The sequence below is a fragment of the Ferviditalea candida genome (assembly GCF_035282765.1).
In the GTDB taxonomy this organism is placed as follows: Bacteria; Bacillota; Bacilli; order Paenibacillales; family KCTC-25726; genus Ferviditalea; species Ferviditalea candida.
In genome coordinates, this window is sequence record NZ_JAYJLD010000010.1 from 24,316 (window position 1) to 38,768 (window position 14,453).

Annotated in this window: 13 protein-coding genes; 9 read left to right on the plus strand and 4 right to left on the minus strand. The window is 52.5% G+C overall.

The window, feature by feature from the left end:
* The first annotated feature begins 16 nt into the window (after positions 1–16).
* The 9 genes from VF724_RS08855 to VF724_RS08895 are packed head-to-tail and all read left to right on the plus strand — an operon-like array spanning position 17 to position 8,003.
* Positions 17–964, plus strand: coding sequence for an ABC transporter permease (locus VF724_RS08855; RefSeq protein ID WP_371753878.1), 948 nt, complete (start codon positions 17–19; stop codon positions 962–964).
* A 23-nt stretch (positions 965–987) separates the two neighbouring features.
* Positions 988–1,896, plus strand: coding sequence for an ABC transporter permease (locus tag VF724_RS08860; RefSeq protein WP_371753879.1), 909 nt, complete (start codon positions 988–990; stop codon positions 1,894–1,896).
* A gap of 25 nt (positions 1,897–1,921) precedes the next feature.
* Positions 1,922–2,932: an ABC transporter ATP-binding protein gene (locus VF724_RS08865; protein WP_371753880.1), complete on the plus strand. Its 1,011-nt coding sequence runs from the start codon at positions 1,922–1,924 to the stop codon at positions 2,930–2,932.
* The gene (locus tag VF724_RS08870; protein WP_371753881.1) at positions 2,910–3,908 is read left to right on the plus strand and encodes an ABC transporter ATP-binding protein; all 999 of its coding nucleotides are present in this window, start codon (positions 2,910–2,912) and stop codon (positions 3,906–3,908) included. Before VF724_RS08865 ends, VF724_RS08870 begins: the two co-directional genes overlap by 23 nt.
* Entirely contained in the window at positions 3,892–4,731 is an 840-nt protein-coding gene (locus tag VF724_RS08875; protein WP_371753882.1) for a nitrilase family protein, read from the plus strand. Before VF724_RS08870 ends, VF724_RS08875 begins: the two co-directional genes overlap by 17 nt.
* A gap of 41 nt (positions 4,732–4,772) precedes the next feature.
* Positions 4,773–4,961 (plus strand): hypothetical protein, encoded by a 189-nt coding sequence (locus VF724_RS08880; protein ID WP_371753883.1) that lies wholly within the window; start codon positions 4,773–4,775, stop codon positions 4,959–4,961.
* Complete coding sequence (locus tag VF724_RS08885; RefSeq protein ID WP_371753884.1) at positions 4,958–6,373, plus strand: amidase; 1,416 nt, start codon at positions 4,958–4,960, stop codon at positions 6,371–6,373. Before VF724_RS08880 ends, VF724_RS08885 begins: the two co-directional genes overlap by 4 nt.
* Positions 6,374–6,403: 30 nt before the next feature.
* Complete coding sequence (locus VF724_RS08890) at positions 6,404–6,589, plus strand: hypothetical protein (protein WP_371753885.1); 186 nt, start codon at positions 6,404–6,406, stop codon at positions 6,587–6,589.
* Positions 6,582–8,003: an amidase gene (locus VF724_RS08895; protein WP_371753886.1), complete on the plus strand. Its 1,422-nt coding sequence runs from the start codon at positions 6,582–6,584 to the stop codon at positions 8,001–8,003. Before VF724_RS08890 ends, VF724_RS08895 begins: the two co-directional genes overlap by 8 nt.
* A gap of 417 nt (positions 8,004–8,420) precedes the next feature.
* Here the strand turns inward: VF724_RS08895 and VF724_RS08900 are convergent, their stop codons facing one another.
* The 4 genes from VF724_RS08900 to VF724_RS08915 form a co-directional block, all read right to left on the minus strand.
* The gene (locus tag VF724_RS08900; protein WP_371753887.1) at positions 8,421–10,190 is read right to left on the minus strand and encodes a hydantoinase B/oxoprolinase family protein; all 1,770 of its coding nucleotides are present in this window, start codon (positions 10,188–10,190) and stop codon (positions 8,421–8,423) included.
* A gap of 44 nt (positions 10,191–10,234) precedes the next feature.
* Positions 10,235–12,355, minus strand: coding sequence for a hydantoinase/oxoprolinase family protein (locus VF724_RS08905; RefSeq protein ID WP_371753888.1), 2,121 nt, complete (start codon positions 12,353–12,355; stop codon positions 10,235–10,237).
* A 20-nt stretch (positions 12,356–12,375) separates the two neighbouring features.
* On the minus strand, positions 12,376–13,257 hold the full coding sequence (locus VF724_RS08910; protein ID WP_371753889.1) for a carbon-nitrogen hydrolase family protein: 882 nt from the start codon (positions 13,255–13,257) through the stop codon (positions 12,376–12,378).
* Positions 13,258–13,339: 82 nt separating this feature from the next.
* Positions 13,340–14,419, minus strand: a complete 1,080-nt coding sequence (locus VF724_RS08915) for an NADH:flavin oxidoreductase (protein WP_371753890.1) — start codon at positions 14,417–14,419, stop codon at positions 13,340–13,342.
* Between the last annotated feature and the right edge of the window lie 34 nt (positions 14,420–14,453).

Consider the following 14,453-nt stretch of genomic DNA (forward strand, 5'->3'; position numbering starts at 1 on the left):
GAGAGGAGGATTATCGGTGGTAACCTATGCCTTGAAAAGGATTGTTTCCATTTTTCCGATCTTGTTTGGTGTCTCGTTCTTGGTATTTTTAATCGTTTATTTGATTCCGGGCGACCCGGCGGCTAAAATATTGGGTCAGGCGGCTACCGCGGAAAATATTCGGAGCTTGCGGGAAAGCTTGGGATTGGATAAACCGTTTATCGTCCAGTATGGGATTTGGCTTGGCAATGTCCTTGTCGGTGATTTGGGAACCTCTATTGCGATGCGGATTCCTGTGGCGGATGTGCTTTTTCCCAAATTGGAAAATACGCTGATACTGACGGCCGGCAGTTTGTTCATCTGTCTCATTGGCGGTGTTCTGATCGGACTTTTGGCCGGATTAAGGCAATATTCCTGGTTTGATCGGATCAGCATGTTCATCACCCAGTTCGGAGCCAATATTCCGGTATTCTGGTTGGCGATCGTATTAATGTGGATTTTTTCGTTGAACTTGGGCTGGCTGCCTTCTTCAGGGATGTATGATTTGCGGAACGACGGCAGTTTGATGAGCTTGGTCGAGCATTTGGTACTGCCTTCGATCGCAACCGCATCCGTGTCGTTGGCGGTGATCGCCCGGTTGACCCGCAGCAGCATCATCGAAGTGATGCACGCCGATTATACCAAAACATTTCGGGCTTACGGCATGCCGGAATGGAAGATCGTCAGCAAGCACGCGTTTCGCAACATTTTATCTCCATTGCTGAATATGACCGGTTTGCAGGTCGGCTATCTGCTCGGAGGCGCATTATTCGTCGAAGTGGTGTTTTCCTGGCCGGGAATCGGAAGCCAGCTGTATACATCCATAGTGGCGCAGGATATCCCGATGGTTCAGGCCGGTGTCCTGTTCGTGGCGATCAGCTTCGTGCTGGTTAATTTAATCACGGATTTGGTCGTCGCTGCATTGAACCCCAGACTGAGAAATTAGTCTAAAGAAAGGAGAGAACTGGCATGCAGAAGGATGCGGCCATACAGGTCAAGGGAACAGCAGCCCCATCGCGCGGTTTTTCCAATCAAGGTCAGTGGGCTAAATTTTGGAACGGCTTGCGAAAGGATAAGCTGACTGTTGCAGGTGGTTTGATTGTTGTGATCGTCGGTCTGGTTTCTTTGTTTGCGCCTCTAATCGCTCCTTATGACCCCACTGTCGGCGAAGGATCCATGAGATTAATGCCGCCGGGCACCCCGGGGCATCTGCTCGGACTTGACGATCAGGGGAGGGATATTTTAAGCCGTTTGATTTGGGGAGGACGTATTTCACTTATTACCGCACTGATTCCCGTTCTGTTGACATTTGGATTTAGTCTTGTATTGGGGTTGATTGCAGGCTACTCGGAAAAACTTGGCGAGCTGATCATGCGCACGCTTGATGTCTTGTTCGCCTTCCCCATGGTGCTGTTCGCCATTGCCATTGCGGCTGTGCTCGGACCGGGCATGCTGACCATCATGATCTCGATCGTGCTCGTGCTGATTCCTTATATGACGCGCGTGGTCTATGTCGCAACGGTGACGGAAAAAACAAAGGAATATGTGGAAGCGGCCAGAGCGATGGGCGCGACCAAGCCGGAGATTATTTTCAAGGAAATCATGCCTAATGTCATTTCCGGCTTGATTGTATACTCCACCACTTTAATCGGAGTCATGATCGTCTTTGGAGCGGGGTTGAGCTTTTTGGGGCTTGGAATCCAGCCGCCCTTTGCCGATTGGGGGAAAATGACCGGGGATGGAATGAAGGTGCTGACCCAAGGCGCTCCGCACGTGGCGACGATTCCGGGTTTGGTTATTCTGATCGTGTCCACGGCGTTTAACTGGCTCGGCGATGGCTTGCGGGATGCGCTCGATCCCCACAAGCGCACGCAATAACCGCTTCGCCAAGAGAAGAGATGAGGTGAGAGCATTGTCTTTATTAGAGGTAACGAACCTGCAAACCTATTTTCACACCCCCAATGGTGTGGTTAAAGCCGTCAACGGTGTCCAGTTTTCCATGGAACCGGGAGAAATTATGGCGCTCGTCGGGGAATCCGGCTCGGGGAAGAGCATCACGGGATTATCGATCATGGGCTTGGTGCCCAAGCCGAATGGGAGAATTGTCGACGGTCAGATCCGGTTTGAGGGACGGGATTTGGCTTCCATGAAAGAAAAGGAGCTGCGGAAGATACGCGGCCAGGATATTGCGATGATTTTTCAAAATCCTTTAACTGCGATGGACCCTTCCTTCAAAATAGGCAATCAAATGGGGGAAATCATCTGCTACCGCCAGGGAGTGAGCGCCAAAACGGCATGGCAGGAATCGGAGAAGCTGCTTGATTTGGTGGGCATCCATGATCCCAAGCGCGTGCTGGATTCCTATCCGCATGCGCTGAGCGGGGGCATGCGCCAGCGGGTGATGATCGCCATGGCGTTAAGCTGTCAGCCGAAGCTGCTGATTGCCGACGAACCGACGACGGCTTTGGATGCGACGATCCAAAAGCAAATTCTCATGCTGCTGAAAAAGATCAATAAAGAGTTCAAAACCTCCATTCTCATGATCACCCATGATTTTGGTGTTGTCGCCAGCTTGTGCGATACCGTTGCGGTCATGTACGCGGGAAAAATTGTGGAGTACGGAAGAACAAGCCGAATTTTGTCGGATCCCGAGCATCCCTACACGAGGGGCTTGATCGGTGCCATGCCGGAGAATGGAACGGGGAATAAGGAAAGGAGGCGCTTGACCCAGATTGACGGCTTCCCGCCCGATCTCATGAGGCTGCCGCAGGGATGCAGCTTTTACGAAAGGTGCTGGGAGGCTCAGAAGAAATGCGCCGAACAGGAGCCTGGGGTCACCCATTTCGACGAACAGCATGTTGTCCGCTGTCTGAACCGGGAGGAGGAGAGCTATGCCGTCCTTAATCGAAGTTAAAGGCTTAAAGAAAGCATATAAGACAGCATCCGGCGGTATATTTGGGAAGAAAGGGAGTTTTACCGCAGTCAACGAGATTGATCTGTCCATCCGAAAGGGCGAGATTTTGGGACTTATCGGTGAATCCGGATCAGGCAAATCAACGGTCGGCCGGTTGATTTTGCGGTTAATCGAACCGACTGCGGGAAGCATCTTTTATGAAGGCAGGGAAATCACTCATTTCAACCATAAGGAGATGATGCCGTATTACCGGAAAATGCAAATCATTTTCCAGGACAGCACCTCCTCCTTCAACCCGAGAAAAACCATCGGGGAGCAGATCATCACGCCCATGCTGCGGTTGGGAGCAGCCGCAACCCGCTCGGAAGCGGAGGAAAATGCGCAAGTCCTGCTGGAGAAAGTCGGATTGAAAAGAGAGCACATGGGCCGGTATCCCCATGAATTCTCCGGCGGGCAAAGACAACGGATCGGCATTGCCCGGGCATTGGCGTTAAAGCCGGAATTTCTCGTTCTCGATGAGCCGACATCCGCATTGGATGTGTCCATCCAAGCGCAAATTTTGAATTTGCTGCTCGACCTGCAGGAGGAATATGGACTGACGTATTTGTTTATCGGTCACAACTTGAGCATCATCGAATTTTTCTGCGATCGGGTGGCGGTCATGTACAAGGGCAAATTGGTAGAGGTCGCGGACAGTACCGGATTATATCGCGAGCCGTACCATCCCGTTTCCAGGATGCTTCTGGATTCGGTGCTGACCTTGGATCAGCGGGCGCTGTCGGACAATGTGGCCGAGGAACAGGCCAATGAAGAGCGGAATGCTGCAGGCTGCGTGTTTTTACGCAAGTGCGCTTATGCCTCGGAGGCTTGCAGCCAATCTCATCCGCCTTTGGAGAATGTGGAGAATGGCCGGCAGGTCGCGTGTTACTCTCCTGTGAAGGATATGGAGGTGATGGAGCTTGTCGGAGAAGGGTAGTCCGGTCAACGTCGCTTGTGTTCAAATGAAGCCGCTTTTCGGGCAGGTTCAAAAAAATGTTGCCGCAACGAAGCAATGGATCGAACAAGCAAAGCATCGCGGTGCCGATATTGTCGTTTTACCGGAATTATGCAATACAGGCTATGTATTCGAGTCGCGCTCCGAAGCCTTTTCGCTGGCCGAGGAAATCCCGAATGGACCGACCGTTCAAGCTTGGAGCAGGCTGGCGGAAACGAATAACGTCTACATTATTGCCGGAATTGCCGAGAAGCAAGGCGAATCTTTGTACAACTCTGCGGTCCTGATCGGTCCGTCGGGTTACATCGGGACGTATCGGAAAAATCATCTGTGGTATGAAGAAACGCTGTTTTTCGAACCCGGCGATTTGGGCTTCCCTGTCTTCCAGATGGAAATCGGAAAGATCGGCATGCTCATTTGCTACGATATGTGGTTCCCGGAGGCGTTCCGCATCTATGCCCTTCACGGGGTCGATCTTGTCGGTATTCCCACCAATTGGGTTCCCATGCCGAGCCAACCGGAGGGTCAGGCGGTGATGGCCGTGCATTTGGCCATGACGAATGCGCACAGCAACGGAATGTTCGTGGCCTGCGCCGATCGGGTGGGGGAGGAGAGAGGGCAGCCTTTCATCGGCAGCAGTTTGATTGTGGATCCGTACGGGTGGCCTGCAGCCGGGCCGGCCGGAGGGGACTCCGAGGAGCTGGTGCTGGCCCGATGCAATCTATCGGAAGCCAGGACCGGTAAGAACAAATCTTCATTAAATCATATCCTTCGTGACAGAAGGCCGGAGATTTACAAGCTTTGAGGAGGCCGTTGTCGCCATCCCAAAAAAAGGAGGCCGTTCATGTGAAGTTTTCCAAGGAGATGTTCCGGTTGTTCGTGGAGGAGCGGGGATATTCACTGTCCGAAGAAAAAATTGAATCCCTGATCACCATGGTCGCGCTTTTTGAAAACGACGTGGAAAAGCTGAAGGAAATCGACGTTCCGGTGAATGAACCTGTTACCAAATTTATCGCAAGGGAGGAGACGAAGTGACAAACCTTGTGGAGATGCCGATTGAAGCACTGGCCCCGCTGATTGAAGCCGGGGAAATTTCGCCGGTGGAATTGGTGAGCAGGATGCTGGAACGGATCGAAGCGTTGAATCCTGCCATCAATGCTTTTATCACAATTGACGGGAAAAACGCGATGCTGGCGGCCGAGGCCGCCGAGAAGGAAATTATGGCCGGAGCTTACCGCGGTCCGCTGCACGGCATTCCGTATTCACTGAAGGATATTTATGCGACCCTGCATCTTCCGACAACCAACGGCTCCAAAGCTGATTTGGACTATGTGGCTGCTTACGATTCTACGGTAGCGCGCCGCTTGAAAGAAGCCGGGGCCATATTGCTGGGCAAAGTCAACATGCATGAATATGCCTATGGGGTGACGAACGACAACCGGTACTTTGGCCCCGTACATAATCCTTGGAAGCCGGGATGGATACCGGGCGGTTCCAGCGGAGGCTCGGGAGCTGCCGTTGCGTCGTCGCTGAGCACTTTTTCGATGGGCACCGACACTGGAGGGTCGATTCGCATTCCTGCTGCGGCCTGCGGTGTTGTGGGCTTGAAACCAACCTACGGGCGTGTGAGCAAGTTTGGCGTGACGACGCTGAGCTGGTCGCTTGACCATGCCGGCCCGCTGACGAAAACGGTGAAGGATTCAGCGTATGTCTTGAACGCATTGGCCGGATATGATCGGCTTGATCAGGACACCGTTTTTTATCCCGTGGAGGATTATACCGAATGGCTGGAAAAAGATATGCACGGGATGCGTATCGGAGTGATCGGAAACCTGGGCGACCGGTTGACAGCGGATGTGCAAGCGGCCTTTGACGAAACCATCGAACGGTTGCTCAAGCTCGGGGCGATCATCATCCCGGTAAACGTTCCTTCTTTGAAATATGTCAAAAACTCGCATCTTACGATTACCCGGGCGGAGGCTGCATCGTTTCACCAGAACAAACTCAAGACCCAGCTGGCTTCCTATGGCGAGGATATTCAGGACATTATGCTGTCGGGTGAATTTATTTTGGCAACGGAATACCTGCAGGCCCAAAAAGTGAGGCGTTTGATCCAGCAGGATTTCAACCGGGCGTTTGAACAGGTTGACGTCATTGTGACACCCACCCTTCCTGCTGCTGGAGCGGCGATCGGCCAGCAAATGATCGCTTATCCGGACGGCTCTCAGGAGAGCGTTTTGGATGCGATGATTCGTTTCACATCGCCATTCAACTTAACGGGCGCTCCGGCGATTACTCTGCCCGCTGCCGTCAGCCCGGAAGGCCTGCCGATCGGCATGCAGTTTGCCACCGCGCCTTTTGAAGAAAAGAAATTGCTGCAAATCGCCTGCCAATATGAGCTGGCCTGCGCTTTCAATCAGCAGCCGCCGCTTGAACTGACGGTATAAAACGGTAATCAAAGGAGAAGGTGAACGAGGATGAAGGAAATGATCATGAATGTAATGAAGGCGAAAGGGATTCAAGTTCCCGAAGGCGATTATGAGTTTCTGACCGGTCAATGGGAAGGTTTGATGGAGTTGAAGCGAGCCGTCACAGAAGACATAGAGGGAGCCGAAGACATCGCCCTGAGGCATATTCCTGTGGGAGGGATTGAACATGAGTAAAGAATTGGCTTCAATGGCCATTGAGGAACTGGCTCCTTTGATTCAGTCGAAGGCCGTTTCTCCGGTTGAAGTGACGGAATCCGTGCTGGAGAGGGTTAAGGCCCTCAACCCTCAAATCAATGCTTATATTTCGGTTGATGAGGAAAAAGCCATCGCATCGGCTAAGCATGCGGCGCTGGACATTATAACAGGGAATTACCGAGGACCGCTTCACGGCATTCCGATGGCGCTGAAGGATATTTTATTCTTTAAAGATGAAGTGACGACGGTCGGCTCGAAGATTCATCAAAGCTTTAAAGCGGAATACGATGCCGCGGTCGTTTCCAAATTGAAGGAAGCCGGTGTCGTATTCACAGGAAAATTAAATATGCATGAATACGCGTGGGGAGCGACGACCGACAACCCCCATTACGGGCCATGCCGAAATCCTTGGGATTTGAACAAGATTCCGGGCGGCTCGAGCGGCGGCTCCGGGGCTGCCGTGGCCGCCGACATGACGATTGCATCGCTGGGGACGGACACCGGCGGTTCGATTCGAATTCCGGCTTCGGCCAACGGGATCGTCGGTTTGAAGCCGACGCACGGAAGGGTCAGCAAATACGGATGTTTCCCGCTGGCCTGGTCGCTCGATCATATCGGCCCGATGGTGAAAACCGTGCGCGATGCGGCGATCGTGCTGGAGGCGATCGCGGGTTATGATCCGAATGATCCGACCACGGTCGACGTTTCGGTCGCTCATTATACTGATTACTTGTCCGAGGATATTCGCGGAATGGTCATCGGGATCAATGAAGAGTACTTTTTCAATGATGTGGATCCGCAGGTGGAAGCCTTGGTCCGCAACGCCGTCGAGATATTGCAGGAAATGGGTGCGGAAGTCAAAACCGTCAGCATTCCCGGCTTGAAGTATGTGGCCTATGCTGAAATGATGACCATTTTGGCGGAAGCCAGCGCGATTCATCATTACAACTTAAAAACAAGGCCTCAAGACTTTGGGGAGGATGTCCGGCTGCTTCTGGAATTGGGAGAATTGCCGAGCGCCGTCGATTATCTGCAGGCTCAGCAGCTGCGGCTGCGGTTGAATCGCGATTTTAACGCTGCGTTCGGCTCGGTCGATGTGCTGGTGACGCCGACACTGCCGTTTATCCCGACGGACATCGGGCAGGACCGGCTTATGCTGAACGGCCGGATGGTTAACTTTTTGGACCATGTCATCCGATTCACCGCTCCCGGAAATCTGACCGGACTGCCTTCCCTGTCCATACCGTGCGGTTTGAGTCAAGGAATGCCCGTCGGCATGCAGATCATGGGCCCGGCATTCAAGGAGGAAACGTTGCTGCAGGTGGCATATGCCTTTGAAAAAGCAAATCCGCTGAAAACCAAGCCGTACTTATCCAAGGAATTTCAGGTTTAAAGATAAAGAAGCGCAGCCTGCCTTCATCAAGGGAAATATTGGATCGCTCACTATGGAGTAGATACGCCATGGGGCAATTTAACCTAGTCGAAGTGGGCAATGTTTCAGTATTCCTATCAGGGTATGTTGCCGGCATCACTGGAAACACCGTCGACGAGAAAATAAATTGAAAAATCCGTTTTTAGATGAATTGGGAGTATTGTTTAAACTGGAAACCTCAGCACCAGTTCGTAAAATTAAAGAATGACTCACCCATTAACTAAAAGTCTCTGAAGAATAGGATGCCGGCCCATAATTTGCTTTAAATGGGCAACTGTAAAGCAAAAAGAGCGAAATTTCGTGGGGATCTACCCGCGAACTTCGCTCTTTTTTACTAAATCAATGACGATTTTTCTTTTTAAATCACGATCTCTACCTTTAAACAGTCTGTTGGATTTGGGCTCTCAATTGTCGGGTGGCTTCCATGTCAATTGTCAGATTATCGCGGATGACAACCCCGTACAACTCCTTCGCTTTCTCGATCGTCGTGTAATTGTCGAGAATATCCTCCAGCACTTGCTTCGGTTCGCGTTCATATGCATTTCCATAACCGGCCGCACACGGGGTGCGAATCTCAAGAATGTCGCCTTTGCGGATTTTATAGTTGGTCAGCTTGGCATGCAGATTTTTTTCCTTTTCTGTTCCGGGATTCAGCTTCATCGATCCCGTCAAGCCGTCCTGTCCTCCGAATACGCCGCGCGGCTGGTCGGTATGCCGGTCGCCTTCACCGGAGAATAAGCTGTCAGTCAAGAACTCCCAGGTCCGCACGATGCCGATTCCTCCGCGCCACTTACCGGCAGCCGCCCCTTCCTCTCTGAGCTCATAACGTGTGCATCGCATCGGCAGGCGCATTTCCAGTTCTTCGATGGGGTTATTTCGAGTATTGGCGATCAGATTATCCACGCTGTCCAATCCGTCTTTTCCATAGCGGCCGCCGTAGGAGCCTTCATTGACTTCGATGTAGACCCAATATTCGCCGGAATCTTCTTTGACGCCTGCATAGGAGTTAAAGTGGACATGGGCGGAATTTCCGGCCGTTGTCTTGTCGGGCAGCACCTCGGAAAGCGCCAGATTGATTTGATCGGCCAAACGCTGCACCTGATTGATCCGGGCCGTGCAGGCGGCCGGCGGCTTTGGATTCCAGATGCTTCCGTAGGGGGCTTCGACCTTGATCGGCTTGAAAATGCCGCTGTTTTGGGGGATGAATACCTCCGAATTGGCTTCATCCAGCAGGATCGCGCGGACGATCGTGTAGGTCGCCGGCAGGGTTGATCCGGAATACGGCACATTGTATGCGGTTTCCACTTGATCGGAGCTGCCCGATAAATCTACTATCATATCGCTGCCTTCGACTCTGATGCTGGTTTCGATGCGCAGCCGTTCGCCGTAATTTCGCCCGTCGTCATCCAGCCATCCGGTCGGGGCTTTATAGACGCCGTCGGGGATTTTCTCGATCTCCTTGCGCAGCATTTCTTCCGAATATTCCATCCAGCGCTTTTCCGCGGCTTGCACGGTTTCCAGGCCGTATCGGTGAACCAGCTCAAGATAGCGCTTTTTGCCAAGCTTCGCGGAGGCGATCATGGCTTCAACGTCGCCCTTGTTCTCTTTCGGTGTCCGGACGTTTTCAAAAATGTGCCGCCAAATCTCCTCGTTCCGTTCACCCTTGTCATAAATTTTAACCGCATTGTAATGCTTGCCTTCGGCATATACGTCGATGACATCGACCATCAATCCCGGAGACATTCCGCCGACATCAAGCACATGTCCGGTATTCGCGGCGAAAGCGATGAGTTCGCCTTCATGGAAAATCGGGATGATGATGGCAAGATCCGGGGTATGGGAGGCGCCGTGATAAGGGTTGTTGTGCAGAATAATATCCCCGTCATGAATATTGTCTCCGAGAAAATGGCGGACGCCCTGTATGTAACCGGGCAAAGAACCGATATGCATCGGAGTGGAATCGCTTTCGCACAATTCGTTGCCCTCGGGATCAAACAATCCGGCTCCAAGATCCTCCGACTCGCGAATAATGCTCGAATAGGCCATGCGGTAAAGCACCAAGGCCATCTCTTTGGCAATTGCGTTGAACGATCCGGCGATAACTCCCAAGGTGACGGGGTCAATGCCGACTTTCTTTTGTTCAGCCATATCCATGCTATCTCCTTTCAATACGGATGTTGTACACGTGCATATCAATTTGAAATGGAAGCGAATATCTCAAATTTCTTTTCGATTTTTTTCCGGATATCGATCACGATATTTCCGTAAACGTCGAACCTGGCCGTACAATCCGGCGGCAATAAAGTGGTGCTGTCTTTCTGCTGAATTACTGCAGGGCCCGACAATGTCGTTCCGACAGGCACGTCTTCGCGATTGATGAACGGGGTTTTCACCTTTTGCAGCTGATCTCTGATCCAGAAATAAACGGGATAAGCGGGATAAGCGTTTGCGGAAAAATTCTCCTTCGGCTGGTTGACAAAGGCTTGTTCCTTGTCCGATTTTACCAGACCGACGCCGATGACGCGGACGTTGATCGCAACCACCTCCTGATCCGGGAACTGGCTCGCATATTCACGCTCATGGACTTGGTGGAATCTTTGAATGACTTCCTTCACCCACTCCTCGTTCATTTCTCCATCCGGCGCATCGACGCGCAGCTCGTAGCCCTGTCCCGCATAACGGCAATCGCATACGCGGCGCAGCATGATTTGGTCATCGGCGATTCCGTCGGCTTTCAGGGCTGCAATCGATTCGGTTTCGAGCCTTTCAATCACGGAAGCAATTTTCGGAACATCGGGGTGGGTAAGGCTTGCCCAAAGCGTATTGACCTTCTCATAGGCAATATCTGTGGCAAGCAGACCCATTGCCGCAGTGATCCCCGGATATGGCGGAACCACGACGAACGGGATGTTCAATTCCTCGGCAATGTCGCAGGAAAATAACGGTCCGGCCCCGCCGGCCGCGACCAGCGTGAAATCGCGGGGGTCGTAGCCTTTGCGCACGCTGTTCATTTCAATCGCGTTGACCATATTGTGGGTCATGATTTTCAGCGCCCCTGCTGCAGCGTCCACCGTTGTCATGTTCAGCTTCGAGGCAATGTGTTCATCAAACGCTTGATAGGACAGCTCAGGCACAATTTGCATCGAACCGGCAAGCCGGCTTTCCGGATGAATGCGGCCGAGGATGACGTTCGCGTCTGTGGAGGTCGGAACCGTCCCGCCTTGATTGTAGCAGGCCGGTCCGGGGGCTGCGCCTGCGCTTTGCGGTCCGACACGGAAAATCCCGCCCTCATCGACGTATGCGATCGATCCCCCGCCGGCGCCGATCGTATCAATGTCAACCATCGGAACCATCGCATTGTATTGGCCGATTCGCGTGTCCAGCAAATGGCGCATGCGCATTTCCCCGTTCGGCGCGACCCCGATATCTGCCGAGGTGCCTCCGATATCCAATGTGATCACGTTGTCGAAGCCGGAATTTTTCGCTGCCTTGATACCGCCGATCAAACCGGCTACGGGACCCGAGAGGAGCAGGCTGATCGGTTTTTCCACGGCGACCTCGGCTGTGGCAATTCCGCCGTTGGATTGCATCAAATGCACGCCCGTATCGACACCCATTTCGATCAGCGTGTCTTTCAGCCGCTTAATGTACCGGCTTGTTTTCGGACCGATAAAAGCATTTAACGCGACGGTGCTGAACCTTTCATATTCGCGGTATTGCGGCAAGATTTCATTGCTGACGGATAAATAAGCTTCGGGGAACTCCTCCTGAATAATTTCTTTTACCCGATTTTCATGGGCCGGATTCTTAAATGAGAACATGAAGCAAACCGCAATTGCGTCGACCTTTGCTTCCTTCAGCTTTCTGACCTGCTCGCGGGTTTTTTCCTCATCCAACGGAATCAGCACGCTTCCGTCCGCAGATACTCTTTCCGGGACAACGAGACGATGGCGCCTCGCAATAAGAGGGTATTTCTGCCACGGCAGATCCTGATATAAAGAAAAGTTGTAGGGTCGCTTGTGGCGGGCAATATGCAAAATATCCCGGAAGCCTTCGGTCGTAATCATTCCGACGTTCGCGCCGTTGTGCTCCAGAACAATATTCGTCGCAACCGTAGTGCCGTGGAAAAACTGATCAATTTCAGAGGGCTGTATTCCTGCCGTTTCACATATCTCCGTCACACCCCGAATCACTGCTTCGGAAGGATCCGAAGGAGTGGACGGCACTTTATGAACCCACGATTGCCCGGTTTCTTCATGAATCAGGATCAAATCGGTAAACGTTCCTCCAACATCTACACCCAATCTAATCAATTTCGCTCCTCCTTTAACTTCTAACTTATGGTATTTAAGTCTTGGAATAAGTACGGTTTGCGATCCGCCAAAAAGGTGTACTGGCTTCGTGATTGGATAAGCTCCCGTTCCTTCAGGACAGCCGTTAAAACGGCCTCATCGGCATGATCGGCTTTCGCGAGCATTTCTCCGTTCGGCGCGACAATTTTACTCATTCCCAATCTGCTCCATGTTCCGATATCCCTTCCGATCATATGGGATCCGCCCCCGTTGCAAGCGATCACGAAGGCTTGGTTTTCCATCGCTCTCACCAGCGGCAGTTGATCCCAAAAGGCTTTCTTATACTCCGGCAAACCGATTCCGCCTTTGGCACCTCCCTCCCAAATCGATGACACGGAAACGATGATTTCCGCTCCTTTGACGGCCAAGGCTCTAGTGACTTCCGGAAACATGCAGTCATAGCAAATGCATATCCCTATTCTCCCGATCGGCGTTTCAAACACATCGATGCTTGTTCCGGACGTATAGTAGAGCTTTTCCAAACCGGGGAAATGAATTTTCCGGGCAACCCCGATAAGACCATCCGGGCCGATCAGCGCGGCGGAGTTATGCATCATGCCGATAACAGGGGAGCGTTCGGCAAAGCCGACAACTACATAGCACTGATGCTCCCGGGCCTTCATGATGATTGAATTCAGCTGCGGACCTTCAATCGCGATTGCCCCGTGATTCCAATACGCTTCCCGGCCGTTCGCATCGTGTTCGAAGAAATTGGTCACGCTCATTTCCGGAAACACGATTAATTCATTTCCGGTTTGGGCCAAGTTGTCGATTTGCGACTTGATGTAGTCGACATTGCGGTCCATCTCTCTCATCGGCCATGGCGAAAATTGCACGAGAGCAGCCTGTACAGATTGTTTCATTCATTCCTATCTCCTATCTTGAAAATTCTCCTCCGCACATTTTGATCCGGCGTGCCAGCGCCTGCGGCTTGGATAACCGGATTTAAAGCTCTTCATCCTTAATGTCCGCATACGGCTGAAAGATTTCCGGGGTAAAGGGCCGGATCGGTTCGCCCTGCAGGGCGCGATTCGGCCAATCTCTGTTGGCAAGCGCCCCTTTGCCGAGCGAGACAAGATCGGCCTCGCCTTTCGCCAGCAGGGCATCCGCTTTCAAGGGATCCTCCAGATTGCCGTTGGCAATGACGGGGACCCTTCCGTATTTTTTGGCGAGCGCAGCCAGTGACGAGCCCGTTCCGAAGGCCGGCAGCGCTGCATCATACTCGGTGACGTGGATAAAATCCGCCCCTGCTTGCGCCAGCCGGCTGAAGATGATCTCCGCATCCGATTCGCCGTCCTGCCATTTATGCTCGTAATCATTGACCTTGGCCTGTGAAATGCGGATTCCCACCGGATATTCAGGGCCGACCGCTTCCCGAATCCTTTGAACGACTTCGGCAGACAAACGGACCCGATTTTCTGTCGAGCCCCCGTATTCATCCGTGCGGCGATTCGTATAGTCCGTCAGGAATTCATCCAGGATGTAACCGTTGGCTCCATGAATTTCGACGCCGTCAAATCCGGCCTCGCGGGCATGGACAGCCGCTGCGGCAAAGCTGCCGATCACCTCCTGAATTTCCGCCCCGGTAATTTCACGGGGCAGCCTGTAAGCCCCGGCGCCCCGATACATGGCTAATTGTTCCCCCTTGGGCTGTACGGCGGAGGGAGCGACCGACACCGCGGTAAATCGATTGCCCTGCGATAAGGCGCCGGCGTGCATGATCTGGGAAAAGATGCGCGCGCCGCCATGATGGACGGCTTCGGTCAGCCTTCTCCATGATTCGATATGCTCCCGGCTTGTAAGTCCGGGCTGGTACAAATAGCCTTGGCTGCGGGATTCGTCGATATAGGTCCCCTCTGTAATAATCAGGCCGAAGCCTCCCTGTACAAACCTCAAGTAATATCGGATCATCCGCTCGGTCACCGAACCATCTTCAGCTGCGCTCACTCGGGTCATGGGCGCCAAGGCAATCCGGTTTTTGAGCTTCAGATTACCCAGCTGTACAGGAGAAAAAAGCTGTTCCATCTTTTACACCTCTTTTTTAGATTCATTATCCTGC

Bases quoted from the DNA above. Each gene is read 5' to 3' on its own strand.
- VF724_RS08870 (WP_371753881.1), top strand. From the start codon at position 2,910: ATGCCGTCCTTAATCGAAGTTAAAGGCTTAAAGAAAGCATATAAGACA.
- VF724_RS08900 (WP_371753887.1), bottom strand. From the start codon at position 10,190: ATGGCTGAACAAAAGAAAGTCGGCATTGACCCCGTCACCTTGGGAGTT.
- VF724_RS08890 (WP_371753885.1), top strand. From the start codon at position 6,404: ATGAAGGAAATGATCATGAATGTAATGAAGGCGAAAGGGATTCAAGTT.
- VF724_RS08860 (WP_371753879.1), top strand. From the start codon at position 988: ATGCAGAAGGATGCGGCCATACAGGTCAAGGGAACAGCAGCCCCATCG.
- VF724_RS08895 (WP_371753886.1), top strand. From the start codon at position 6,582: ATGAGTAAAGAATTGGCTTCAATGGCCATTGAGGAACTGGCTCCTTTG.
- VF724_RS08910 (WP_371753889.1), bottom strand. From the start codon at position 13,257: ATGAAACAATCTGTACAGGCTGCTCTCGTGCAATTTTCGCCATGGCCG.
- VF724_RS08915 (WP_371753890.1), bottom strand. From the start codon at position 14,419: ATGGAACAGCTTTTTTCTCCTGTACAGCTGGGTAATCTGAAGCTCAAA.